The sequence below is a fragment of the Streptococcus mitis genome (assembly GCF_013305725.1).
GTDB classification, from domain to species: domain Bacteria; phylum Bacillota; class Bacilli; order Lactobacillales; family Streptococcaceae; genus Streptococcus; species Streptococcus mitis_BO.
The window spans coordinates 567,285-590,919 of the sequence record NZ_CP047883.1 but is presented as its reverse complement, the minus strand read 5'-3'; the positions used below and the strand labels follow the sequence as shown (position 1 = coordinate 590,919).

Below are 23,635 nucleotides of genomic sequence, written 5' to 3'. Positions count from 1 at the left end.
AAAATGCATAGTATCAGGAATTGAGAAATCTTGATACTATGCATTTTATGATGGAAAGATTTACTTTATTTTTCCTGAAATTGAGGTTTTGCCCAGCCTCTCCTCTTACTGTACTTTAAATGTCTTGAGATAATTGTCTTTTCCTACTTGACCTTCAAAGGCTTTACCATTTTCTAGGTAAGGGAGGTCATCTGATACTGAGGCCTTGACCTTGTATATCTTGCCATCAACTTTAAAGAAATAGACGGTATCGCCCTTGATAACAGCTGATTTGAGGTCTGCTACTACTCCCTTGATGCTTTCTGTGGTTGCATTGTCAATTTCAAGGTCGTTTTTATTGGCATATTTGCTAAGCAGTTCTTCCACTGTAGTAGCTACGATAACGTTTTGGTACTCGACTGCGTCTACCAGGGCATACTCTTTGACCAAGCCCGCATTGTCCTTCAAGCCCATGATGTAGAGAGGCTTGTCATTGAGGTTGATGAGGATTGGGAAGGTTGCCTTGTAGGATTTCTCCTGAACAGCACCTTCGGCTGATTCACGGGCTGATTCTTCTGTCGCAGAAGCCAAGCTGTACTTAGTGATTTCTCCTGTTCGCATATTTTCTAGGATGAAACCAAGATTACTTTCATCTGCATTGGCTGAAGTCACCCCTGTGTAGAGGTAGATATCATTTCCTATGGACAAGTAATTATAACCTTTAGTGGTCTGGGTGACATTTTTCTTGGAAATCAATGCATTCCAAAAACCATCCTTGTACTTGCCATTATAGTTTATTTGCTCAATGGTTTCCTCAGCTGGATAGACCCTGTCCACCCATTCTGGAACATCTGCCAAACTGTATTCCTTGGTTTCTCCATTTGTGGCATCCAAGATAATGACTGAAACAGGACGAGGAACCGCTAAACCAAATTGCTTTTGGTAAACGGTTGCCACATAGAAAGGATTGCCCTCATCGTCCACCTCAAAAGATGGAGTCTTGAAGATTTTAGTTGGGTACTTCAAGCGCAGGTGACGCTTGACATCGCGGTTAAAATACTCCGAGTCCGAATACTTGATTGGTGTCTTCAAGTCCACCAAGTCCGCATTCCCGGTTACCATATTCACCTTGATATACTCGCCGATTCCCTTGGCTTGATTATTAAACCACTTGATAGGATCTGCGTATTCTAGTGGCGTAACTCGATAAGGTTTCCCATCAATCGTCAATTGGGTATAGGTGTCTGCCGCTACATACTGCGACACCTTATCCGTTAGGGAACCCAAGTAGCGGTCCCCAATCTTTTCAGCAGTACTTCTATCTAAAATAGGAACCTTACTGGTGTCAGTCTTAGGAAATTCAGTAAAGTCTTTTTCCGTAACTGTGACTACATTGGCATAATTTTTAGCCTGAAAAATGCTAGAAGTTACCAAGGAAACCAAGGCTGCTAAGAGAAGAATTCCTCCAATAGAAGCTAAAAGGATTTTCCCTAACCGATTGATTTTGAAACCCTCAAGATTTAAGGCAGCTTCCGCCTTTCCGTGGCGCACATGAACCGTTTTGACAAGGTTTATCCCCTTGCCAAAGCCAAATAAGATTGCTACAAGCAGCAAATGTCCACAGAGGAAAAAGAGAAATTCCCAACTGGTCAGGTTAAGAGGCGGTAAAAAGATATACCAGGTCGTTGCGATAAAAATAAGTTCAAAGACTATTCGTTTCATTTGCTTTCCTCCTAAATGATTCGTCCTTCCAAATGATCCAGTTCATGCTGGCAAACCTGGGCTGGGAAACCTGTCAAAGTAATGGTCTGTTCCTGCCACTTGCTGTCACGATAGGCAACCCTTATGGTTTCATAACGCTTAGTAGGTCTCATACCTGTCAAGGACAAACAACCTTCCTCTGTCTCATAAGATCCTTCTGAGGACAGGAGCACTGGGTTAAACATGACCACAGGAACCAAGCCAAGATTAAAGATAATCACGCGCTTCTGCACCCCAATCATATTGGCAGCCAGACCGACACAAGTCTCACGATTCGCTAAAAGTGTATCCTGCAAATCTCTGGCAAGATACAGATCATCCTGATTTGCCGGCTGAGACACCTGAGATAAAAACAAAATATCCTTTACAATTTTCTTTTCCACTTCTGCTCACTCCTCTTGCTTTTTACTATATTATAGCAATTATAGCACAAAAGCCGATAACTGCAAGCCCTTTCCCTTAACTGTAGCAAAAAGCCATCCGAAGATGACTTTTTCTTTTTAAATCGCATTCTTGTCAAAACCGAGTTTACGTTGAACAAACTTAACGATTTCAACAATGATAATCATTGAGAAGCTTCCAGCCATGACGATTCTCCATTGAGACAAGTCTAGTTTGGTTACGTGGAAAATTCCTTCAAGTGGTTCTACGACGATTGTTGCCATGAGAAGGATGAAGGATACCAAGATAGACCAGTTGAAGGTCTTAGACTTGAATGGTCCAACTGTCAAGATGGATTGGTAAACAGATTTCACATTGTAGGCATGGAAGAGCTGAATCAAACCAAGTGTTGCAAAGGCCATAGTAAGGGCATCTGCGTGAATGGCATGATTGTCACCCACGTGAACTGGGTAAGCAATCGCAAGGCCATAAACACTCATAACAATAGCTGCTTGGAGTACACCTTGATAGATAATAGAACTCAAAACACCACCTGAGAAGAAGCTTGCCTTGCGTCCACGTGGTTTATGGTTCATGACACCAGGCTCAGCTGGCTCAACACCAAGAGCGATAGCTGGGAAGGTATCTGTTACCAAGTTAATCCACAAGAGGTGAACTGGTTGCAAGACATCCCAACCAAACAAGGTTGATAGGAAGATGGTTAATACTTCAGCAGTATTGGCAGAAAGTAGGTACTGAATAGTCTTTTGAATATTTGAGAAGACCTTACGTCCTTCTTCCACTGCAACGATAATAGTTGCAAAGTTATCATCTGCAAGAATCATGTCAGAAGCCCCCTTAGACACCTCTGTACCAGTGATTCCCATACCGATACCGATATCGGCTGTTTTCAAAGCCGGAGCATCATTGACACCGTCACCTGTCATGGCAACGACCTTACCTTGTTTTTGCCAAGCCTTGACGATACGAACCTTGTGTTCTGGAGACACACGGGCATAAACAGAGTATTGACCAACGACTTTTTCAAAGTCTTCATCAGATAGTTCGTTGAGCTCAGCACCAGTTAAAACATGTCCTTCTGTATCATTTGCGTCAATGATTCCCAAACGTTTAGCAATAGCTTCTGCAGTGTCTTGATGGTCACCTGTGATCATGATTGGACGAATTCCCGCTTCCTTAGCCACACGAACAGCCTCAGCAGCTTCAGGACGTTCAGGGTCAATCATCCCAATCAAACCAGTAAAGATTAAATCATTTTCAAGCTCTTCAGAGATCAGGTTTTCTGGAATACTATCGATAATCTTATAAGCACCTGCAAGGACACGCAAGGCTTGGTGGGCCATTTCAGAGTTGTTTGTGTGAATGAGGTTTGTAACCTTCTCGTCAATCGGAGCAATATCCCCAGCCTTATCACGAAGAACACAACGTTTCAAGAGTTGGTCTGGCGCACCTTTAACAGCTACGAGGAAGCGTCCATCTGCAAGTGGATGAACTGTTGACATGAGCTTACGTTCAGAATCAAATGGCAACTCAGCCACACGTGGATATTTCTCTAAGAAACCTTTAACATCGTAGCCCTTGTCCAAGGCATACTGGATGAAGGCTGTTTCAGTAGGGTCACCAATCAGATTGCCTTCGACATCAATCTTAGTATCGTTAGCTAAGACTACTGAACGTAGAAGCGGCATTTCAAGACCCAGTTCAATGTCACCAGCTGAGTCATGTAGGACTGCATCATAGAAGACTTTTTCAACGGTCATCTTGTTCATGGTCAACGTACCAGTCTTATCAGAAGCGATGATTTCTGTTGAACCAAGAGTTTCAACTGCTGGCAACTTACGAACGATTGAGTTTCGTTTGGCTAAAACTTGAGTACCAAGGGCAAGAACAATAGTTACGATAGCTGGGAGCCCTTCTGGAATAGCTGCAACGGCAAGGGCAACAGAGGTCATCAACTCACCGAGTGGATTTTTCCCTTGAATGAAAACACCCACTACAAAAGTAACAAGTGCAATAACCAAGATAGCATAGGTCAAGACTTTAGAAAGGTTGTTCAAGTTTCGTTTAAGTGGTGTATCTGTCTCATCCGCATCTTGAAGCATACCAGCGATATGACCAACTTCAGTGTACATCCCTGTATTGACAACAACACCCATCCCACGACCATAGGTCACGTTTGAGTTTTGGAAGGCCATATTGACACGGTCCCCAATACCAGCATCTGCAGCAAGTTCAACTGTCAAGTCTTTTTCGACTGGCACAGACTCACCTGTCAAGGCAGCTTCTTCTATTTTAAGAGAGTTGGCTTCTAGCAAACGTAGGTCTGCAGGCACTACATCACCAGCTTCGAGAGCGACGATATCACCTGGTACCAATTCTTTAGAATCAATCTCCGCCATATGACCATCACGAAGAACGCGGGCAGCTGGACTAGACATGGATTTGAGGGCTTCGATAGCTTCTTCTGCTTTCCCTTCTTGGTAAACACCAAAGGCAGCATTGATGATTACCACGGCTAAGATGATAATGGCATCTGCGATATCTTCCCCACCAGAAGTCACGACTGACAAGATTGCTGCCGCAACTAGGATGATAATCATCAAATCCTTAAATTGCTCGATAAATTTGACCAGGATTGATCGTTTCTCGCCTTCTTCGAGTTCATTGTGGCCAAATTCGGCAAGGCGCTTTTCCGCCTCACTTGATGACAAACCTTGTTCGGTCGCATCCACAGCCTTCAAGACCTCTTCAGGACTTTGAATGTAAAACGCTTGGCGTTTTTGTTCTTTTGACATGTGTCTCCTCCTTGACATTGTGTGCAAAACAGACTCTCTTTTTCTCATCGTATCTTTTCACGACAAACAAAAATCATAACAAGTCTCGCTGTTTAAGATAGGGCCGGAAAGCATACTCTTCAGTATAAAATTCGGAATGACGACACTATCACAGGTTTCTGCCAGCTACTCCCTTGAGTAGTACTATTATACCAAATTTTGAAAAGTTTTCAAAGAGTAAAAACTGCCTTATTTGAATTTTCCCTTGAAAACCAGTATAATGGTAGAATGCTATGTGACTAGAAAGGAAGTTGAATGAAGCAATCTATTTCAAATCTCAAGTTGGCGGAACGTGGTGCCATTATCAGCATTTCTACCTACCTGCTCTTGTCTGCAGCCAAATTAGCTACTGGGCACCTCCTCCATTCATCCAGTTTGGTGGCCGATGGTTTTAACAACGTGTCGGACATTATTGGAAATGTGGCCCTCTTGATTGGAATCCGGATGGCACGCCAGCCTGCTGACCGAGACCACCGTTTTGGCCACTGGAAGATTGAAGATTTGGCTAGCTTGGTCACTTCTATTATCATGTTCTATGTTGGCTTTGATGTGCTAAGGGATACCATTCAGAAGATTCTCAGTCGTGAAGAAACGGTCATCGATCCTCTTGGTGCAACTCTAGGAATTATTTCTGCATCGATTATGTTTGTAGTTTATCTCTACAATACTCGCCTCAGTAAGAAATCCAACTCCAAGGCACTAAAGGCAGCAGCCAAGGACAATCTTTCTGATGCTGTCACCTCACTTGGTACTACCATTGCCATCCTGGCCAGCAGTTTCAATTATCCCATTGTGGATAAACTGGTTGCCATTATCATCACTTTCTTTATCTTGAAAACTGCTTATGATATCTTCATCGAGTCTTCCTTTAGTCTATCAGATGGCTTTGACGACCGTCTGCTTGAGGACTATCAAAAGGCCATTATGGAAATTCCCAAAATCAGCAAGGTTAAGTCGCAAAGAGGTCGTACCTACGGTAGCAACATCTACCTGGATATTACGCTAGAGATGAATCCTGACTTATCAGTTTATGAAAGTCATGAGATTGCGGATCAGGTCGAATCCATGCTGGAAGAGCGTTTTGGAGTTTTTGATACCGATGTCCATATCGAGCCAGCACCTATCCCTGAGGACGAAATTTTAGACAATGTCTATAAAAAATTACTTATGCGTGAACAATTGATTGACCAAGGAAATCAACTGGAAGAACTCTTAGCTGACGATTTTGTCTATATTCGTCAGGATGGAGAGCAGATGGATAAAGAGGCCTATAAAGCCGAAAAAGATTTGAATTCAGCTATCAAGGATATTCAGATCACTTCCATCAGTCAAAAGACCAAACTCATCTGCTATGAGTTAGATGGTATCGTCCATACCAGTATCTGGCGCCGTCACGAAACTTGGCAAAATATCTTTCACCAAGAAACAAAAAAGAATAGAGAAATCCTGTCATGAGACGGGATTTTTCTATTCTCCTAGCTATCAAATTCACTTAGGTATTCATAGCGTTCGTATTTTTCAAGAAGTGCTACGTTTTTCTCATCCAGTTCTTTTTGGAGAGTAGCCAGCTTACCAAAGTCAGAGCCATTGGCCTGCATCTCCTCTTCAATAGCAGCGATACGATTTTCCAAGGATTCAATATCGCCTTCAATATTTGCCCACTCCTGCTTTTCTTTATAGGTCATGCGTTTCTTGTCTTCACGGACCTTAACTACTTTCTCCTTTTCTACCTTTTGCACTTGATTGGCCATCTCTGTTTCAAAGGCTTTTTCATCAAGGTAGTCGGTGTAATGACCAAAGAAAGGACGAATCTTGCCATCCTCAAAAGCGAGAATCTTGGTTGCTACCTTATCCAAGAAATAGCGGTCATGGCTAACTGTCAAGACAGGACCTGCAAAGCCTTGCAAAAAATTCTCCAAAACTGTCAAAGTCGCAATGTCTAGGTCATTGGTTGGCTCGTCCAAGAGAAGAACATTTGGTTTTTCAAGGAGCAGTTTGAGAAGATAAAGGCGTTTTTTCTCTCCACCAGACAATTTCTCAATCAAGGTTCCATGCGTCGAACGTGGGAAGAGGAACTGCTCCAGCAATTCCGCAATGGAAGTCGTAGAACCACCGCTGGTCTTGACCTCTTCTGCCACTTCCTGCAAGTAATTGATAACTCGCTTGCTCTCATCCAATCCCTCAATTTGCTGAGAGAAATAGGCGATGCGAACTGTTTCCCCAATCACAACTTGTCCTGCTGTCGGCTCAAGACTGCCTGCAATCAGATTAAGCAGGGTTGATTTTCCAACACCGTTGTCCCCAACGATTCCAATACGATCTTTGGCCTGCACCAAGAGATTAAAATCTTGCAAAATAGGCTTGTTTTCATAGGCAAAGGAAACATCCTGAAACTCGATGACTTTTTTACCGATCCGACTGGTTTCAAAGTTTATGGTTAAGTCTGTCTCAGCAGCACCACCTGAAACTTCTTTCTTCAAGTCATGGAAACGATTGATACGAGCCTGTTGTTTAGTCGCACGCGCCTGCGGTTGTCTGCGCATCCAGGCCAATTCTTGCTTATAGAGTTGTTCCTTTTTGTGAAGAAGAGCCGCGTCGCGCTCGTCCTGTTCCGCCTTTAGACGAACATAGTCCTGATAATTGCCCTGATACTCGGTCAATCCAGCTCTATCCAACTCGAAAATCCGTGTTGACAAAGCGTCTAAGAAATAACGATCGTGAGTGATAAAGAGAACTGTCTTCTTAGAATTTTTTAAAAAGAGGGTCAGCCACTCAATAGTCGCAATGTCAAGATGGTTGGTCGGCTCATCCAGCAGCAAGAGGTCGTGGTTGCCAAGAAGAACTTGCGCCAACTGGACCCGTCTTCTTAGACCGCCTGACAATTCCCCAACTGGAGTGGATAAGTCCTGAATCCCCAGCTTGCTGAGAACCGTCTTGACCTGACTCTCAATTTCCCAAGCTTGAAGAGAGTCCATCTCTGCCATGACACGTTCCAAACGCGCCTGCTTGTCCTCACTGTAGTTGAGCATGATCAACTCATACTCACGAATGAGCTGGATTTCCTTGAGGTCGCTGGAGAGAACCGTATCCAAGACCGTCTTGCTATCATCAAAATCAGGATCTTGGGTCAAGTAACCAATCTGGTAATCATTCTTAGCTGAAAAGGGACTGACATCTCCATCAAATCCAGAAACACCAGAAAGGACGTCCAAAAGGGTGGTCTTGCCCGTTCCATTGACACCAATCAGACCAATTCTATCTAGGTCATGGATAATAAAGGAAATATCCTTAAAAACCGTCTTGTCACCAACGGATTTACTTAGTTTTTCAACGATAAAATCACTCATTTTTTCTCCCTCAAGTAAGCATGGATGGCTTGACGGTCATTTTCCAATTCTCCATCGACAATGGCATATTCAATCTCTGTTAAAATCTCTCCCAAGTCTGGGCCTGGTTGATAGCCATATTCCTTAATCAAAATGCCACCATTAATCTGAATTTCTTTCTTGTCATGAATGGTCAGACTCTGGTAGGTTTCTGTGATGGCTTGTGGGTTGACTTCTTTTCCTTGGGCTTGACGAAGATTTTCAGCCTGTAAAAGCAAATCCAAGTCAAAGCGATAACAATCGCGCTTGCTCAATTCTCCCTTTTCACGCAAGGCCAAAATAGTCAGTAAATCCTGAACTTGCTTAGCAAACTGACGTGAGGTCTTCCAAGCCTTCAAAAATGGCTGCGCATTTTCAATATCCAAAGCCCACAGTAGAGCAGCCCAGGCTTGCTCTGAAGATTCAAAGGTGAAATCAGTCTCCAAATCAAACAGTCTGTTAAGCTCGTCCTGGCTAGCTGCCATATCAGGGAGATAATCATAAGCTTGACTCTCAATCATGGAAGTCAAGCCCCTTCTCCAAAATGGAGCCAGCAAGAGTTTATCAAACTCAACGAAGGTACGCTCCACAGAAATTTTCTCCAAAAGTGGCGTCAAAGTCTTCATAGCTTTAAATGTTTCTGACTCAAGCTCAAAGCCAAGACTGGCCTGAAAACGGAAGCCACGCATAATCCGCAAAGCATCTTCGTTGAAACGCTCACTTGCCACTCCAACCGCCCGCAAAACTTGATTTTCTAAATCTTCTAAACCATGGAACAAGTCAATGATTTCTCCTGTATCGTCCAAGGCAAAGGCGTTGACTGTGAAATCACGGCGCTTGAGGTCTTCTTCTAGCGAGCGCACAAAGGAGACCGCACTGGGTCTGCGATAGTCCACATAGACATCCTCTGTCCGAAAAGTAGTCACCTCATACTCCTCGTCCCCATCTAAGACCAAGACAGTTCCATGCTCGATTCCGATATCGGCTGTTCGCGGAAAAATCTGCTTGGTTTCTTCTGGATAAGAAGACGTCGCAATATCCACATCATGGATAGGACGATTGAGGAGGGCATCTCGAACAGAACCTCCAACAAAATAGGCCTCAAAACCTGCTTCTTTAATTTTTTCTAATACTGGTAAAGCCTTCTGAAATTCAGAAGGCATTTGCGTTAATCTCATAATAAGTGTTCTAATCCATAGACAAGCTCATGACGCTTGACAACTTCTTTAATTCCCAAATTCACCCCTGTCATGAAGGAGCTGCGATCATAGGAGTCATGACGGAGTGTCAATCCTTCTCCCTGATTGCCAAAGATGACTTCCTGATGGGCTACTAAGCCTGGCAAACGTACTGAGTGGATCCGCATGCCATCAAAGTCAGCACCACGAGCACCTGCAATCAATTCTTCTTCATCAGGCGCACCTTGCTGGGTAGACTCTCGAACTTCTGCCATTAACTCAGCTGTTTTAATAGCTGTTCCACTCGGAGCATCCTTTTTCTTGTCATGATGGAGCTCGATAATCTCCACATTTGGGAAATATTTAGCAGCCTGCCTTGCAAATTGCATGAGTAAAACAGCACCCAAGGCAAAATTTGGAGCGATTAAACCACCCAAATTTTGTTCACGAGAAAATGCTTTCAGCTCTGCAATTTCTTCACTCGTGAAACCAGTTGTTCCAACTACTGGAGCAAAGCCATTTTCAAGAGCAAAGCGTGTATTTTCATAGGCAACAGTTGGAGTAGTAAAGTCTACCCAGACATCCGCTTCAAAGCCTGCTAAATCAGCCTTATCCTTGAAAACAGGAATACCCTGCCATTCTGATTCAGACTCAAAGGGATACAAAACTGCTACCAAGTCCAAGTCTGGATCAGCCAAGACCATCTGACAAGCAGCCTGGCCCATTCTTCCCTTAAAACCAGCAATAATTACTCGAATACTCATCTCTACTCCTGTCTAAGATACAAAACCTGCAAGAACACAAAGTGAAAATAGGAGTTCTGATCAAGGAGTATCTACTCCTTGATCAGAACTATCTTTTTCACACAGGGTTCCAGGCGTGTTCAATTATCAAGATACAAAGGACCTTAGCTGCCCTTGAAAAATAGGGGATGGCGCTGACTTTCCACAAAAGGCAAGACAGACATCTTTTTTCAAGAGGCAGGTAGTCCGTGTTCAATTTCTAAGATACAAAGCCTGTAAGAGCACAACGTGAAAATAGGAGTTCTGATCAAGGAGTATCTACTCCTTGGAAGACCTATCTTTTTCACACAGGATTCCAGGCGTGTTCAATTATCAAGATACAAAGGACCTTAGCTGCCCATGAAAAATAGGGGATGGCGCTGACTTTCCACAAAAGGCAAGACAGACATCTTTTTTCAAGAGGCAGGTAGTCCGTGTTCAATTTCTAAGATACAAAGCCTGTAAGAACACAGAGTGAAAATAGGAGTTCTAATCAAGGAGTGTCTCCTCCCTCCTTGGAAGAACTATCTTTTTCACAGAGGGTTCCAGGCGTGTTCAATTATCAAGATACAAAGGGCCTTAGCTGCCCGTGAAAAATAGGGGATGGCGCTGACTTTCCACAAAAGGCAAGACAGACATCTTTTTTCAAGAGGCAGGTAGTCCGTGTTCAATTTCTAAGATACAAGCCTTCTTAACTAGTCTAGAAGTGCTAACTAAATCACTGGAATATAACCCAGAGCAATACTTCCTGCTCCTAGGTGTGTTCCAATGACACTACCAAATGTAGCAAGTGAAATATCCGTACCCACTTCAGAATCTAGCAAGTGCTGACGCAATTCTTCAGCCTTTTCAGGAGCATTCCCGTGAATGACAATGATACGGTATTGGCCTGAAGCTGTTGCTTCCTTGATAATCTCAATTAAACGCTTGGTTGCTTTCTTTTCAGTACGAACTTTTTCGTACACTTCAATCACACCTTGGTCATTAAAATAAAGAATCGGCTTAATGCTTAGCAGATTGCCCAAAATCGCAGCTCCATTTGAAAGGCGTCCCCCTTTAACCAAGTGGTCCAAGTCATCCACCATGATGAAAGCAGATGTGTGACTAATCTGAATAGCTAGCTTATCCTGAATAATGGCAAAGTCATCGCCCTGGTCTCGCCAGTTAAAGACACTTTCAACCATGATACCCAGAGGAGCACTTGTGATTAAAGTGTCTGGAAAAGCAATGGTTAAGCCCTCATAGTCATCCACCATATACTGGATATTTTGGTAAAAACCTGAAATTCCAGAAGATAGGAAAAGCCCTAAAGCATGGGTGTAACCTTGTTCTTTGAGCGAAGTTAGAATCTCATCTAACTTGGCAATACTTGGTTGACTGGTCTTAGGCAATTCAGAGGCCTGAGCCATTTTTTGGTAAAATTCCTCAGCAGTCAGATTGATGCCTTCGACATACTCCTCACCATCAATATTGACAGGAATATCCAAAACAAATAAATCTTCTCTTTGCAAGGTATCTGCACTGAGATAGGCAGAGGAATCTGTGATAACAGCTAATTTCATATTAGAACTCCAAATTGATTCCTGGTAAGTCTAATGCAATTTCAGTTACTTCGTAAGTTAAACGGTTGAGCATATTCAAACATGGACGAGCCAAGGTTTCCACTTCTTCTTGGTTCAATTCACTTGGTTCGTTAACAATACGACCATCGATATGGTTCACCTGTGAAATGGTTCCACTGATGACAAATTTATCAAATACAATCATAAAACTCAAGACAACAATCAAGGAAGTCACTTGATTTTCTTGGTCATGTTGAATTAATTGGAAGTTCACATCCACCTTAGTTTCAGGAGCTCCATTTTCATTTTCCCATTCAAAATTACGCGCATCAAAATGATACTGACTAACAAATTCTTGTTCACGTTTAAGATTCATGTCTTTCTCCCTCGGCTACAATATTATAAGCTATTGTACCATAATTTTTTATTTTCATCTAGTTTTCTAGGATTTAGTCAATCCCGATTTCAGCTCGAACTACGTCTGCGATAGTATCAACATAGTAGTCCACTTCTTCTGTTGTAGGAGCTTCTGCCATAACACGCAAGAGGGGCTCTGTTCCACTTGGACGAACAAGGATACGCCCATTCCCTGCCATTTCTTCTTCCATCTTCTCGATAATGTCCTTGATAGCTGGCACTTCCATAGCCTTTTCCTTCATAGCATTTTCCACTCGGATATTGACTAATTTTTGTGGATAGATGGTTACTTTTGCTGCCAACTCTGACAGGCTCTTACCAGTTTCCTTCATGATTTTTGTCAATTGAACAGCAGATAATTGGCCATCACCTGTTGTATTGTAGTCCATCAAGATGACGTGACCAGACTGTTCACCACCAAGGTTGTAGCCTGATTTTCGCATTTCTTCAACAACGTAACGATCGCCAACTGCAGTGACTGCCTTGTTAATGCCTTCACGATCCAAGGCCTTGTGGAAACCAAGGTTAGACATAACGGTTGTCACGATTGTATTTTGCGCCAATTGTCCTTTTTCAGAAAGGTATTTTCCGATGATGTACATGATTTTATCACCATCAACGATCTCACCATTCTCATCGACAGCAATCAAACGGTCACTGTCTCCGTCAAAAGCCAAACCGATAGCTGAGTCACTTTCTTTGACCACTTCTTGAAGGGTTTCTGGGTGGGTTGAACCAACATTAAGGTTGATGTTAAGACCATCTGGTGTTTCCCCAATAACAGTTAATTGAGCACCAAGATCTGCAAAGATTTGACGGGCACTTGTAGAAGCTGCACCATTAGCCGTATCCAAGGCAACCTTCATTCCTTCAAGAGGAGTTCCAGTTGAAACAAGATATCCTTCATACTTACGCAAACCTTCTGGATAATCTACCAAGGTTCCCAAGCCTTCAGCACTTGGACGAGGAAGAGTGTCTTCCGCAGCATCTAGCAAGGCTTCAATTTCTGCTTCTTTTTCATCATCTAGTTTGAAACCATCACCACCAAAGAACTTAATCCCATTATCAAGGGCTGGGTTGTGGCTAGCAGAAATCATGACACCTGCACTGGCTCCCTCAGTTTTTACCAAGTAAGCTACTGCTGGTGTTGCAAGGACACCAAGTTTGTAGACGTGAATCCCTACAGAGAGGAGACCTGCCACCAAGGCAGATTCTAGCATTTCCCCAGAAATACGTGTGTCACGTCCTACAAAAACTTTCGGCGCTTCCGTTTCATGTTGGCTAAGAACATAGCCTCCAAAACGTCCTAGTTTAAAGGCCAATTCTGGCGTTAATTCTACATTAGCTTCTCCACGGACTCCATCAGTCCCAAAATATTTACCCATTTTTATAAAATCCTTTTTCTATTTTTAATTCGTTTTTGAACTAGTTGCTTTCGTTGACGAAGACGTCTCCGACGAACTACTTGTAGTTGAATTTGATGTGCTTGAACTTGGTGCTACTGGTTTTGTAGTCACCTTCATTGTTGTGTCGAACGGAGTAATAACTGCCGGTAAGACAACACCATTGCGATCGATTGCCTGCAAAGGTACTGAACCACTGTAATTACCGGTTATGCGTTCGCTGGTTGGTAAAAGCGCAATAATACGATCGATTTTAGCTAATGTTTCTTGGTCAGTTGTGACAGAAACTCGTTCGTTTGACACGGTTACACTATCAATTTGTAGCTTGGAATCAATCTGGCTTTGGTCAACTTGTGGCACAACAATCATCCCATCTCGCTTAACCTTCTTCCCAACTTTCACTGTAATCTTTTGAGGCGTTGCCACAGCGGTCAATCCGCTTGGAAGATTTTCAATATTCAAGGGAACTTCAATCGTTCCAACACTGGCATCCGTCAAATCCGCTGTGACCTTAAACTTACGAGTGCTCTCCTGCATTTCGCTGGCCAAGGTCACACGATTAGCTCCGGTTAATATCACTGAAACTTCTGATGCAAATCCACTAATGAAATACTGGTCATTATCATAGTGAATATCGATAGGAACGTTCGTTATCGTATTGGTGTAGGTTTCTGATTTGACCTGCCTTGCGGTATTGCTATTTTGAAAGTTGGTTGACGTTGCATAAATGAATAAGACACAAGCAAAAAAGAGAGATGAAATGATATATAGACTATTTTTTCTCATATTTCCAACCTCCTAGCAAACGGTCCTTGAAACTGACTTTTTCCTCAACAGCTGGCAAAAGAATTGCTCGTAGCTCTGCTTCAAATTCTTCAATCGTCAAGTCGTGCTTGAAAACACCGTTATAGGTAATAGAAATGCCTCCTGTTTCCTCTGAGACGATGAAGGTCAAGGCATCGGATACTTCTGACAAACCGATAGCCGCCCGGTGTCTGGTCCCAAATTCCTTGGAAATCCCTGTGCTTTCTGTCAAGGGAAGATAGGCAGAGGTTACTGCTATTCGATTTTCTCTGATAATCACAGCACCATCGTGTAGGGGAGTGTTGGGGATAAAGATATTAATAAGGAGTTCAGCTGAAATATTGGCATCCAAAGGAATCCCTGTCGCAATGTATTCTTGTAAGGTCCGAACTCGTTGGATGGCAACCAGAGCACCAATCTTACGAGGACTCATATATTCAACCGACTTGACAAAGGCACGAATCATTTGCTCCTCTGCACTAATTTGAGCAGTAGAAAAGAAATCTGTCGCCCTTCCCAAGCGTTCCAAACCAGTCCGAATCTCTGGAGAGAAGATAACAACCGCAGCAATAACCCCATAGGTGATAATCTGATTAATCAACCAAGAAATCGTTGTTAAATCAAGGATATTGGCCACAACCTGGGCTAATACAAAGATCACGACCCCACGCACCAAAATCATAATCTTGGTGCCAGCTATCGCTTTTGTAAAACGATATAAAATATAGGCCACAATCAAAATATCAAACAGATTGATGGCAATACTCCAAGGACTAGAAAACAAGCTAGTCCAATATTGCAGATTGGATAATTGTTGAAAGTTCATCTGCTGTCTCCTCTCTGTCCAAACACGTTCCTTTCTATTATACCATTTTTCTTACATTTTTTTCCCTATCCTACTTCATTTTAAATTAAAGAAAAAATATGATAAAATAAACTGATACTCAATGAAAATCAAAGAGCAAACTAGGAAGCTAGCCGCAGGCTGTACTTGAGTACGGTAAGGCGCCGCTGACGTGGTTTGAATTTGATTTTCGAAGAGTATGACTAGAAAAAACAAAGGAGAAACCATGTCTCAACTCTATGATATTACCATTGTAGGTGGTGGTCCTGTCGGGCTTTTTGCGGCCTTCTATGCCCACCTACGCCAAGCCAAGGTCCAAATCATCGACTCTCTTCCTCAACTCGGTGGACAACCTGCTATTCTCTATCCTGAAAAGGAAATCCTCGACGTCCCAGGTTTCCCAAACTTGACTGGAGAAGAGTTGACCAACCGCTTGATTGAACAGCTAAACGGCTTTGATACCCCTATCCATCTCAACGAAACGGTTCTTGAGATTGAAAAACAAGAAGAAGGATTTGTCATCACAACTTCTAAAGGAAGTCATCTGTCTAAAACTGTTATCATTGCTATGGGGGGTGGTGCCTTCAAACCACGTCCGCTGGAACTAGAAGGCGTTGAGGGCTATGAAAATATCCACTACCACGTTTCTAACATTCAGCAATATGCTGGTAAGAAAGTGACGATTCTGGGTGGTGGGGACTCAGCTGTTGATTGGGCTTTAGCTTTTGAAAAAATTGCGCCAACTACCCTTGTCCACCGTAGAGATAATTTCCGCGCCTTGGAACACAGTGTCCAAGCCTTACAGGAATCTTCTGTGACCATCAAGACACCATTCGTCCCTAGCCAACTCCTTGGAGATGGAAAAATGCTTGATAAACTTGAAATCACAAAAGCCAAATCTGATGAAGCAGAAATTATTGACCTAGATCACCTCTTTGTCAACTATGGTTTCAAATCTTCTGTCGGTAACCTTAAAAAATGGGGTCTGGACCTCAACCGCCACAAGATTATCGTCAACAGCAAACAGGAATCCAGCCAATCAGGTATCTATGCTATCGGTGACTGCTGCTACTATGAAGGAAAAATTGACCTGATTGCGACAGGTCTCGGAGAAGCTCCAACCGCTGTCAACAATGCCATCAACTACATTGACCCAGAACAAAAGGTACAACCAAAACACTCTACTAGTTTATAAAAAAAGAACCACGAGTCACATAGGATTCGTGGTTTTATAGTTCATCGGCTAATTTGTTTATCTTTCTGAGTCTGTGGTTGACACCACTTTTTGTAAGGGGAGTGCTGAGACTATCTGCTAACTGCTGGATAGAGTAGTCTGGGTGCTGAATCCGCAACTGTGCTACTTCCTGCAAATCCACTGGCAGATTTTCTAAGCCCATGATATCTTTGATTTTACTGATATTGTTGATAGTCTTCATGCTGGCAGAAACTGTCCGAGCAATATTGGCTGTCTCGGCATTATTGGCCCGATTGAGGTCGTTACGAGTTTCTCGCAAAATCTTAACCCGCTCAAAATCATCACGCGCCTGCATAGCTCCGATGACAATCAAGAAGTCCATAATATCTTCAGCTCGCTGGAGGTAGGTCACTGCCCCCTTCTTACGCTCAAGCACCTTGGCATCCAGTAAAAATTGCTGGAGAAGTGAGGCAATCCCTTGCGCGTGGTCCAGATAAACAGAACTGATTTCCAACTGGTACTTACCTGATTCAGGGTCACGAATGCTTCCATTTGCCAAGAAAGCGCCACAAAGATAAGCACGACCGGCTTCCTCGTCTGATAAAATCTCCTCATCAATACCTGTTTCCAGGCCAAAGAAAGAGTCGGCCAAATGCAAATCGCTCAACAAATCCTGCACCTTTTCATCAGTAAAAACGGTATAGACGCGATTCTTGCGAAGATTACTCCGTTGGTGATGGCGGATTTCTGATTTGATTTCATAAAAATAGAGAAAGGACTCATAGAGGTGACGAGCCAGTTTGGCATTTTCTGTCACGACGGACAAGGTCAAGCCCGAAGTCGAGAGACCGATGCTACCAGACATCTTGATAATGGCAGATAATTCATGCCGGCTTAGATGGTGCTGACCTAGGATTTCTTCTTTTACTGCTACTGTGAAACTCATTTTCTCACCTGTATAATCCGCATCAACTCATCCACGAGCAAATCCCCATCGTGGAAGGCACCACCATTTTCCAGACGGAGGAAGTTGGATGAAATCACGCGCGGAACTTGCTTATTAAGACCAGCAAAATCATGTTCCACTTGCACCAAGTATTCATCAAAGCGATTGGAATTCATGTATTCCTGAGGCACTTTTTCGATATTCACCAAGACAGTATCGATAAAAGGTCGGCCAAGGTGACGATGCAAGACTTCCACGTGGTCACTATCTGTAAAGTGTTCAGTCTCCCCACGTTGGGTCATGATATTACAGACATAGGCGATTTCTGCCTTGGTTTTCAAAAGCGCCTGCCCTATTTCCTTAATCACGATATTGGGCAAAATAGAGGTAAAGAGGGAACCAGGTCCGAGGACAATCATATCACTTTCAAGAATGGTCTGCACCACTCGACGGCTAGCCAGAGGCGTATCATCGTTGAGGGTATTGGTCACATAAACATGGTCAATCATGCCTGGATGGTCTGCAATATGGCTCTCTCCAGCCACTTCTGTCCCATCCTGAAAGACTGCATGCAGGGTCAAAGGATGATCACTGGAAGGATAAATTTTCCCTGTTGTATGGAAAAATTTGCTCAGTAACTGCATGGCATTATAGGTCGAACCCTGCATCTCTGACAGACCAGCGATAATGAGATTTCCCAATGGATGACCAGCAAAGGCTCCAGCATCCTCAGAAAAGCGGTATTGAAAGACCTTTTCATAAAACTTAGGCATATCCGACATGGCCACAAGGACATTACGAAGATCACCTGGCGGTGTCAATTGCTGCATATTTTTTCGGAGTTCACCTGATGAACCACCATCATCCGCCACCGTTACGATAGCAGCGATTTCCACATCTTTTTCACGTAGACTTTTTAGAATGACAGGGATCCCAGTACCTCCACCAATCACCGTTATTTTTGGTTTTCTCATGAACGGTTTACCGTTTCCTTTCTTCGGTCTTTGTCGCGATGCCCTTCATTAACAGGCCAATTCTTGGATAAGTCCTGCGCCAAGCGTTTAGCAAAGGCCACACTACGGTGTTGTCCACCTGTACAACCCATGGCAATGGTCAAAACGGACTTCCCTTCCTTTTGGTAACTTGGTAAAATCGGCTCAATCAAGGCCAACAAATGCTGATAAAAGTCTTCTGACTCAGGATGGTTCATGACATAATCATAAACTGGTTCATCCACACCCGTTTGGTTTCTCAGTTCTAGAAGGTAATAGGGATTTGGCAAGAAACGGACATCAAAGACTAGGTCCGCATCAATTGGGATTCCATATTTAAAACCAAAAGACATGACTTCGATACGGAAAGACTGGGCTTGCTCTTGATCTGAAAACTGCTCTGCAATGGTTTTACGCAGCTCACGAGGAGTAAGTTCAGTCGTATCCACCACATTTTGACTCATATTTTTCAAAGGTGCCAAGAGTTCACGTTCCAACTTGATTCCATCTAAAATACGACCGTCTGCTGCTAGTGGGTGACTCCGTCTGGTTTCCTTGTAACGAGCAACCAATTCCTTATCAGCTGCATCCAAAAAGAGAATTTTGAAATCCAAATCATCTTGATTTTCCAACTCATCCAAGACAGCTTGAATTTCTGAAAAGAAAGAACGGCTACGCATATCCACTACCAAGGCCAACTTATGGTCGTCTTCCTTTGTTTCCACCAACTGCAAAAACTTAGGCAAGAGAGCTGGCGGCATATTGTCAATAGTAAAATAACCCAAATCTTCGAAGGACTGAATAGCAACTGTTTTCCCTGCGCCACTCATCCCTGTCACAATCACCAAGTGAAGTTGTTTCTTTGTCATCTTTTTCTCCTTATATCAAAAGAAGTTTGGCAACACCAAACTTCAACTAGCTTATCCAATCTCTGCGATGACTTCGATTTCGACTTTTACATCACGAGGAAGACGAGCTACCTCTACTGCTGAACGAGCTGGAAATTCCTCTTTAAAGGCCGTTTGGTAAACCTCGTTAAAAGGAACAAAGTCGTTCATATCGCTCAAGAAGCAAGTTGTTTTGACAACATGGTCAAAATCTGTTCCTGCTTCAGCCAAAATAGCACCGATGTTTTTCAAGACTTGTTCTGTCTGTTCTTGGATCGTTTCTCCAACGATTTCCCCAGTTTCAGGAGATAGGGGCACTTGACCGCTAGCAAACAAAAGGTTGCCAACGATTTTTCCTTGAACATATGGTCCGATAGCCTTTGGGGCCTTATCTGTATGAATTGTTTTTGCCATTTTCTTTTCCTCACAATTTTTCTAAGATTGCATCCCAAGCCTCATCCATCCCTGCCTTGTTGACAGATGAAAAGAGGATAAAGTCGTCACTTGGGTCAAAGTTTAATTTCTTTTTGATTGCTGATTCATGCTTGTTCCATTTACCACGAGGAATCTTGTCCGCCTTGGTTGCCACAATGATGACTGGAATCTCATAATACTTGAGAAATTCGTACATCTGCACATCATCTGCTGACGGATCATGACGAAGGTCAACTAGACTGACCACTGCACGGAGATTTTCCCGAGTCGTTAAGTACTCCTCTATCATTCGCCCCCACTTTTCACGTTCCTTTTTAGAAACACGGGCATAGCCATAACCAGGAACATCCACAAAGCGCATCTTGTCGTCAATGTTAAAGAAATTAAGAAGCTGGGTTTTACCAGGTTTACCTGATGTTCGGGCTAAATTCTTGCGGTTCAGCATTGTGTTGATAAAGCTAGATTTACCAACATTTGAACGTCCTGCTAGAGCAATCTCTGGAAGTTCATCCTGTGGGTAGTGGGATTTATTAGCCGCACTGAGCAAGATTTCAGCATTATGTGTATTAAGTTCCATAGTCACCTCTAGGCTGTTTCTAGGATTGGTTTATCCGTTCCATCGACAGCTTCTTTAGTGATGCGAACCAATTTCACATTTTCCTGACTCGGTACTTCAAACATGACGTCTAGCATGGTTTCTTCGATGATCGAGCGAAGACCACGCGCACCCGTTTTACGTTCGATGGCTTTATTGGCAATCTCTTGAAGAGCTTCGTCGTCAAATTCCAACTCAACATCATCATAAGAAAGCAAGGTTTGGTATTGTTTGACCAAGGCATTTCTTGGTTCTTTCAAGATGCGAACCAAGTCATCAACCGTCAATTGCTCAAGAGCTGCAAAGACAGGCAAACGTCCAATCAACTCTGGGATAATACCAAATTTTTGAATATCTTCTGCAATGATTTCTTGCATGTATGAGCTGTTTTCGTCAATCGCCTTATTATTTTGACCAAATCCGATGACTTTTTCACCCAGACGTTGTTTGACGATTTCTTCAATGCCATCAAAGGCACCACCCACAATGAAGAGGATATTTTTAGTGTCCACTTGAATCATCTCTTGTTGTGGATGCTTGCGTCCACCTTGAGGCGGCACGCTAGCAACGGTTCCCTCGATAATCTTGAGAAGGGCTTGTTGCACACCTTCACCAGAAACATCACGTGTGATAGACACGTTCTCGCTTTTCTTAGCAATCTTGTCAATTTCATCCACATAGATAATCCCACGCTCTGCACGCTCGATGTTAAAGTCAGCAGCCTGTAGGAGTTTGAGGAGGATATTTTCCACGTCCTCACCCACATAACCAGCCTCAGTAAGAGCTGTCGCATCTGCGATCGCAAAAGGTACATTCAAGCTCTTAGCCAAGGTCTGAGCAAGGAAAGTTTTCCCTGAACCAGTTGGGCCAATCATCAAGATATTTGATTTCTGCAAATCCACATCTTCTGACTCTTCACGCGTATCGTGGAAATTGATGCGTTTGTAGTGGTTGTATACAGCTACTGCCAAGGCACGTTTGGCACGATCTTGACCGATTACGTAGTGATTCAAGATGTGGAGGAGTTCGATTGGTTTTGGTACCTCAGACAAGTCTGCCAAGACTTCCTCAGCCAACTCCTCCCGAATGATCTCCTGGGCTAACTCCACACATTCATTACAGATAAAGGCGTTGTTACCTGCGATTATTTTTTGTACTTCTTCTTGGCTTTTGCCACAAAATGAGCAATAAACCATCATATCATTATTCCTATTTGTAGGCATGATTTCCTTCCGTTCTATTCTATACTGTCATTCTATCTAAAATAAGGTCATGTAAAAAGCATGGATACTATTGACCAAATTGGTAAAGGCATTTAACCAGAGCAGGACAGAAAGTCCATAGCGCTTTTTACGAAAAGCCTGTGCTCCTGCAAGCAAGCAGACCAAACACAGCATGGCTGTGAAAAAACCAAATAAACTACGTTCCATTAGACTTCCTTTCTCTTGCGGTATTGGATGGTAAAATCATAAGGATTTTTCTCATCTTTGGTATAGGATTTGCTTGAAACTGTCTCAAAAATAGACAAGTCAAACTCTTCAGGAAAATAGGTATCTCCCTCTACCCGAGCATGAATGTGAGTTACAATCACTTCGTCAAGGTAAGGTTCAAAAGCCTGAAAAATTTGCTTTCCACCGAGAATATAAAGATTCTTATCTTGAGCCTGATACCAGCCCAAGACAGACTGAACATCATAAAAAGTAGTAACCCCATCTATCTTTTCTTCAGAATTACGCGTCAAAATCAAGGTCTCCCGTTTTGGAAGCAAGCGACGCCCCATTCCATCAAAGGTCACGCGCCCCATCAAGATGGCATGATTCAGAGTTGTTTCTTTAAAGTGCTGCAATTCTGCTGGCAAATACCAAGGCAGACGATTGTCCTTACCAATCACACCCTCTTCATCCTGGGCCCAAATAGCTACAATTTTCTTAGTCATGCTTCCATCCTTTTCACTGATAGTACTATTTTATCAAAAAACTCAAAAAAAGACTGGTTTGGAATGCGTTCAGTTTGATAGAAAAGAAGCAGGCTAGCTTTAGCCTGCTTCTCCTGTCCCTAGGACATGCGTTCTTTTGCTTCTGATTCAATTTTTTCAACTACTTCTTGAATACTTAGTCCAGTTGTATCAAGGTAAACTGCATCCTCTGCTTGTTTGAGAGGAGAAGTCTCACGATGGCTATCCTTGTAGTCACGCGCAGCAATTTCCTCTTTTAGGGCTTCAAGGTCTGTTTCAATTCCCTTGGCAATATTTTCCTTGTAACGACGCTCTGCTCTTTCATAAACAGAAGCTACTAGGAAAATTTTCAATTCTGCTTGCGGCAATACAACAGTCCCAATATCGCGACCATCCATGACAATCCCACCTTGCTGGGCAATCTCTTGTTGGAGAGAAACTAGTTTCTCACGTACTTCAGGAATTGCTGCAATAGCTGAAACATGATTGGTCACTTCATTTTCACGAATAGGATGGGTAATATCCACATCTCCTACAAAGACAAGTTGTTCTCCAGTTTCTGAGCGCCCAAAACTGATTGGATGCTGGTCTAATAAGGCTAAAAGTTCCTCAATTTCTTCCACTCCTAACTGGTGTTTCAGAGCCATATAGGTCGCCGCACGATACATGGCACCTGTATCTAGATAGGTATACCCAAAATCTTTAGCAATAATCTTAGCAACCGTACTCTTACCGCTTGAAGCTGGACCATCGATAGCAATTTGAATCGTCTTCATTTATAACTCCTATCTAGTCTTAATCACATCTCCAGGATTTGCAAACCAAGATCCTGTAGCCATATGTCCAGGATTCAATGCTTCTAATTGAGCAATTGAAATACCTGCACGTTGTGCCAAGACAGCTTCACCCTCACCAGCCTGAACTGTAATTGTTCCTTCACTAGCAGCATGTTCTTCGGAATGACTCTCACTAGAGGAGCTCTCTGTAGAAGTTGCTTCTTCAGTCTTGCTAGATGAAGAAGACGATTCTTCTGTTACAGATGTTGAAGCAGGGGCAGATGAGTCATAAAAATCTTTCAAAGCTGCTGTGCGATTACTCCCTCCGCTTGAAAGGTAAATCAATACTATTATCATTGCTACAACAATCACGAAAAAGAGACTAGCTAGAATCGTCAAAACACGATTTGCAACAACGCCTGTACCTTTTTGATTACGTTGGCGTCGTTCCGTTCTCGTCTGTTCTTCCTGATTCTCATAAATATCTTCTTGCCACGGTTCTTTTGCCATACCTTACTCCTTGT

The 23,635-nt window shown here is 43.0% G+C and carries 23 protein-coding genes; 2 read left to right on the top strand and 21 right to left on the bottom strand.

Annotation, left to right across the window (positions count from 1 at the left end):
• Positions 1-105: 105 nt before the first annotated feature.
• The 3 genes from M594_RS03030 to M594_RS03020 form a co-directional block, all read right to left on the bottom strand.
• On the bottom strand, positions 106-1,701 hold the full coding sequence (locus M594_RS03030) for a hypothetical protein (protein WP_173875921.1): 1,596 nt from the start codon (positions 1,699-1,701) through the stop codon (positions 106-108).
• Between the two features lie 11 nt (positions 1,702-1,712).
• Complete coding sequence (locus M594_RS03025) at positions 1,713-2,123, bottom strand: peptide deformylase (RefSeq protein ID WP_173875920.1); 411 nt, start codon at positions 2,121-2,123, stop codon at positions 1,713-1,715.
• A 117-nt stretch (positions 2,124-2,240) separates the two neighbouring features.
• A complete protein-coding gene (locus M594_RS03020) occupies positions 2,241-4,937 on the bottom strand; it encodes a cation-translocating P-type ATPase (RefSeq protein WP_173875919.1) in 2,697 nt (898 codons plus the stop codon).
• 294 nt (positions 4,938-5,231) lie between these two features.
• Here M594_RS03020 and mntE point away from each other — a divergent pair, with 294 nt between their 5' ends.
• Entirely contained in the window at positions 5,232-6,431 is a 1,200-nt protein-coding gene (mntE, locus tag M594_RS03015) for a CDF family manganese efflux transporter MntE (RefSeq protein ID WP_173875918.1), read from the top strand.
• Positions 6,432-6,451: 20 nt separating this feature from the next.
• Here mntE and M594_RS03010 read toward each other — a convergent pair whose 3' ends face one another.
• From M594_RS03010 to cdaA, 8 genes are all read right to left on the bottom strand, one after another.
• Complete coding sequence (locus tag M594_RS03010; protein ID WP_173875917.1) at positions 6,452-8,323, bottom strand: ABC-F family ATP-binding cassette domain-containing protein; 1,872 nt, start codon at positions 8,321-8,323, stop codon at positions 6,452-6,454.
• Positions 8,320-9,519, bottom strand: a complete 1,200-nt coding sequence (locus M594_RS03005; RefSeq protein ID WP_302478542.1) for a CCA tRNA nucleotidyltransferase — start codon at positions 9,517-9,519, stop codon at positions 8,320-8,322. Before M594_RS03005 ends, M594_RS03010 begins: the two co-directional genes overlap by 4 nt.
• Positions 9,516-10,283: a 4-hydroxy-tetrahydrodipicolinate reductase gene (dapB, locus tag M594_RS03000; protein ID WP_173875916.1), complete on the bottom strand. Its 768-nt coding sequence runs from the start codon at positions 10,281-10,283 to the stop codon at positions 9,516-9,518. Before dapB ends, M594_RS03005 begins: the two co-directional genes overlap by 4 nt.
• Before the next feature lie 731 nt (positions 10,284-11,014).
• A complete protein-coding gene (locus tag M594_RS02995; protein ID WP_000762173.1) occupies positions 11,015-11,863 on the bottom strand; it encodes a DegV family protein in 849 nt (282 codons plus the stop codon).
• A 1-nt stretch (position 11,864) separates the two neighbouring features.
• The gene (locus M594_RS02990) at positions 11,865-12,239 is read right to left on the bottom strand and encodes a DUF1149 family protein (RefSeq protein ID WP_001050081.1); all 375 of its coding nucleotides are present in this window, start codon (positions 12,237-12,239) and stop codon (positions 11,865-11,867) included.
• A 73-nt stretch (positions 12,240-12,312) separates the two neighbouring features.
• The gene (gene glmM, locus M594_RS02985) at positions 12,313-13,665 is read right to left on the bottom strand and encodes a phosphoglucosamine mutase (protein ID WP_000521447.1); all 1,353 of its coding nucleotides are present in this window, start codon (positions 13,663-13,665) and stop codon (positions 12,313-12,315) included.
• Between the two features lie 24 nt (positions 13,666-13,689).
• A complete protein-coding gene (locus M594_RS02980; protein ID WP_001230940.1) occupies positions 13,690-14,469 on the bottom strand; it encodes a YbbR-like domain-containing protein in 780 nt (259 codons plus the stop codon).
• Entirely contained in the window at positions 14,456-15,313 is an 858-nt protein-coding gene (cdaA, locus tag M594_RS02975; protein WP_001011069.1) for a diadenylate cyclase CdaA, read from the bottom strand. The genes M594_RS02980 and cdaA overlap by 14 nt, the downstream gene beginning before the upstream one ends.
• A gap of 244 nt (positions 15,314-15,557) precedes the next feature.
• On the opposite strand from cdaA, the gene M594_RS02970 reads away from it, so the two are divergent.
• Positions 15,558-16,526, top strand: a complete 969-nt coding sequence (locus tag M594_RS02970) for an NAD(P)/FAD-dependent oxidoreductase (RefSeq protein ID WP_173875915.1) — start codon at positions 15,558-15,560, stop codon at positions 16,524-16,526.
• Between the two features lie 34 nt (positions 16,527-16,560).
• Here M594_RS02970 and whiA read toward each other — a convergent pair whose 3' ends face one another.
• The 10 genes from whiA to M594_RS02920 form a co-directional block, all read right to left on the bottom strand.
• Positions 16,561-17,472 carry a DNA-binding protein WhiA gene (whiA, locus tag M594_RS02965; protein ID WP_173875914.1) on the bottom strand — a complete coding sequence of 304 codons (912 nt, stop codon included), beginning with the start codon at positions 17,470-17,472 and terminating at the stop codon, positions 16,561-16,563.
• Positions 17,469-18,446 carry a YvcK family protein gene (locus tag M594_RS02960; RefSeq protein ID WP_060627753.1) on the bottom strand — a complete coding sequence of 326 codons (978 nt, stop codon included), beginning with the start codon at positions 18,444-18,446 and terminating at the stop codon, positions 17,469-17,471. Before M594_RS02960 ends, whiA begins: the two co-directional genes overlap by 4 nt.
• Positions 18,443-19,333 carry an RNase adapter RapZ gene (rapZ, locus tag M594_RS02955; protein WP_084925753.1) on the bottom strand — a complete coding sequence of 297 codons (891 nt, stop codon included), beginning with the start codon at positions 19,331-19,333 and terminating at the stop codon, positions 18,443-18,445. Before rapZ ends, M594_RS02960 begins: the two co-directional genes overlap by 4 nt.
• 51 nt (positions 19,334-19,384) lie before the next feature.
• The gene (locus tag M594_RS02950; protein WP_001140420.1) at positions 19,385-19,765 is read right to left on the bottom strand and encodes a RidA family protein; all 381 of its coding nucleotides are present in this window, start codon (positions 19,763-19,765) and stop codon (positions 19,385-19,387) included.
• Positions 19,766-19,775: 10 nt separating this feature from the next.
• The gene (gene yihA / locus M594_RS02945) at positions 19,776-20,363 is read right to left on the bottom strand and encodes a ribosome biogenesis GTP-binding protein YihA/YsxC (RefSeq protein WP_000422604.1); all 588 of its coding nucleotides are present in this window, start codon (positions 20,361-20,363) and stop codon (positions 19,776-19,778) included.
• Positions 20,364-20,371: 8 nt separating this feature from the next.
• A complete protein-coding gene (gene clpX / locus M594_RS02940; protein WP_012972566.1) occupies positions 20,372-21,604 on the bottom strand; it encodes an ATP-dependent Clp protease ATP-binding subunit ClpX in 1,233 nt (410 codons plus the stop codon).
• A gap of 36 nt (positions 21,605-21,640) precedes the next feature.
• Positions 21,641-21,811 carry a hypothetical protein gene (locus M594_RS02935; RefSeq protein ID WP_112445491.1) on the bottom strand — a complete coding sequence of 57 codons (171 nt, stop codon included), beginning with the start codon at positions 21,809-21,811 and terminating at the stop codon, positions 21,641-21,643.
• Positions 21,811-22,317 (bottom strand): dihydrofolate reductase, encoded by a 507-nt coding sequence (locus M594_RS02930; RefSeq protein ID WP_173875913.1) that lies wholly within the window; start codon positions 22,315-22,317, stop codon positions 21,811-21,813. Before M594_RS02930 ends, M594_RS02935 begins: the two co-directional genes overlap by 1 nt.
• Before the next feature lie 119 nt (positions 22,318-22,436).
• A complete protein-coding gene (gene cmk / locus M594_RS02925; RefSeq protein WP_173875912.1) occupies positions 22,437-23,111 on the bottom strand; it encodes a (d)CMP kinase in 675 nt (224 codons plus the stop codon).
• A 9-nt stretch (positions 23,112-23,120) separates the two neighbouring features.
• A complete protein-coding gene (locus tag M594_RS02920) occupies positions 23,121-23,621 on the bottom strand; it encodes an SAG1386/EF1546 family surface-associated protein (RefSeq protein WP_061590353.1) in 501 nt (166 codons plus the stop codon).
• Between the last annotated feature and the right edge of the window lie 14 nt (positions 23,622-23,635).

Bases quoted from the DNA above. Each gene is read 5' to 3' on its own strand.
- M594_RS02935 (WP_112445491.1), bottom strand. From the start codon at position 21,811: ATGGAACGTAGTTTATTTGGTTTTTTCACAGCCATGCTGTGTTTGGTC.
- yihA (WP_000422604.1), bottom strand. From the start codon at position 20,363: ATGGAACTTAATACACATAATGCTGAAATCTTGCTCAGTGCGGCTAAT.
- M594_RS02950 (WP_001140420.1), bottom strand. From the start codon at position 19,765: ATGGCAAAAACAATTCATACAGATAAGGCCCCAAAGGCTATCGGACCA.
- cdaA (WP_001011069.1), bottom strand. From the start codon at position 15,313: ATGAACTTTCAACAATTATCCAATCTGCAATATTGGACTAGCTTGTTT.
- M594_RS02970 (WP_173875915.1), top strand. From the start codon at position 15,558: ATGTCTCAACTCTATGATATTACCATTGTAGGTGGTGGTCCTGTCGGG.
- rapZ (WP_084925753.1), bottom strand. From the start codon at position 19,333: ATGACAAAGAAACAACTTCACTTGGTGATTGTGACAGGGATGAGTGGC.
- M594_RS02980 (WP_001230940.1), bottom strand. From the start codon at position 14,469: ATGAGAAAAAATAGTCTATATATCATTTCATCTCTCTTTTTTGCTTGT.
- mntE (WP_173875918.1), top strand. From the start codon at position 5,232: ATGAAGCAATCTATTTCAAATCTCAAGTTGGCGGAACGTGGTGCCATT.
- cmk (WP_173875912.1), bottom strand. From the start codon at position 23,111: ATGAAGACGATTCAAATTGCTATCGATGGTCCAGCTTCAAGCGGTAAG.
- dapB (WP_173875916.1), bottom strand. From the start codon at position 10,283: ATGAGTATTCGAGTAATTATTGCTGGTTTTAAGGGAAGAATGGGCCAG.
- whiA (WP_173875914.1), bottom strand. From the start codon at position 17,472: ATGAGTTTCACAGTAGCAGTAAAAGAAGAAATCCTAGGTCAGCACCAT.
- M594_RS03020 (WP_173875919.1), bottom strand. From the start codon at position 4,937: ATGTCAAAAGAACAAAAACGCCAAGCGTTTTACATTCAAAGTCCTGAA.
- M594_RS03010 (WP_173875917.1), bottom strand. From the start codon at position 8,323: ATGAGTGATTTTATCGTTGAAAAACTAAGTAAATCCGTTGGTGACAAG.
- M594_RS02920 (WP_061590353.1), bottom strand. From the start codon at position 23,621: ATGGCAAAAGAACCGTGGCAAGAAGATATTTATGAGAATCAGGAAGAA.
- M594_RS03005 (WP_302478542.1), bottom strand. From the start codon at position 9,519: ATGAGATTAACGCAAATGCCTTCTGAATTTCAGAAGGCTTTACCAGTA.
- M594_RS02960 (WP_060627753.1), bottom strand. From the start codon at position 18,446: ATGAGAAAACCAAAAATAACGGTGATTGGTGGAGGTACTGGGATCCCT.
- M594_RS02930 (WP_173875913.1), bottom strand. From the start codon at position 22,317: ATGACTAAGAAAATTGTAGCTATTTGGGCCCAGGATGAAGAGGGTGTG.
- M594_RS03030 (WP_173875921.1), bottom strand. From the start codon at position 1,701: ATGAAACGAATAGTCTTTGAACTTATTTTTATCGCAACGACCTGGTAT.
- glmM (WP_000521447.1), bottom strand. From the start codon at position 13,665: ATGGGTAAATATTTTGGGACTGATGGAGTCCGTGGAGAAGCTAATGTA.
- M594_RS02995 (WP_000762173.1), bottom strand. From the start codon at position 11,863: ATGAAATTAGCTGTTATCACAGATTCCTCTGCCTATCTCAGTGCAGAT.
- clpX (WP_012972566.1), bottom strand. From the start codon at position 21,604: ATGCCTACAAATAGGAATAATGATATGATGGTTTATTGCTCATTTTGT.
- M594_RS02990 (WP_001050081.1), bottom strand. From the start codon at position 12,239: ATGAATCTTAAACGTGAACAAGAATTTGTTAGTCAGTATCATTTTGAT.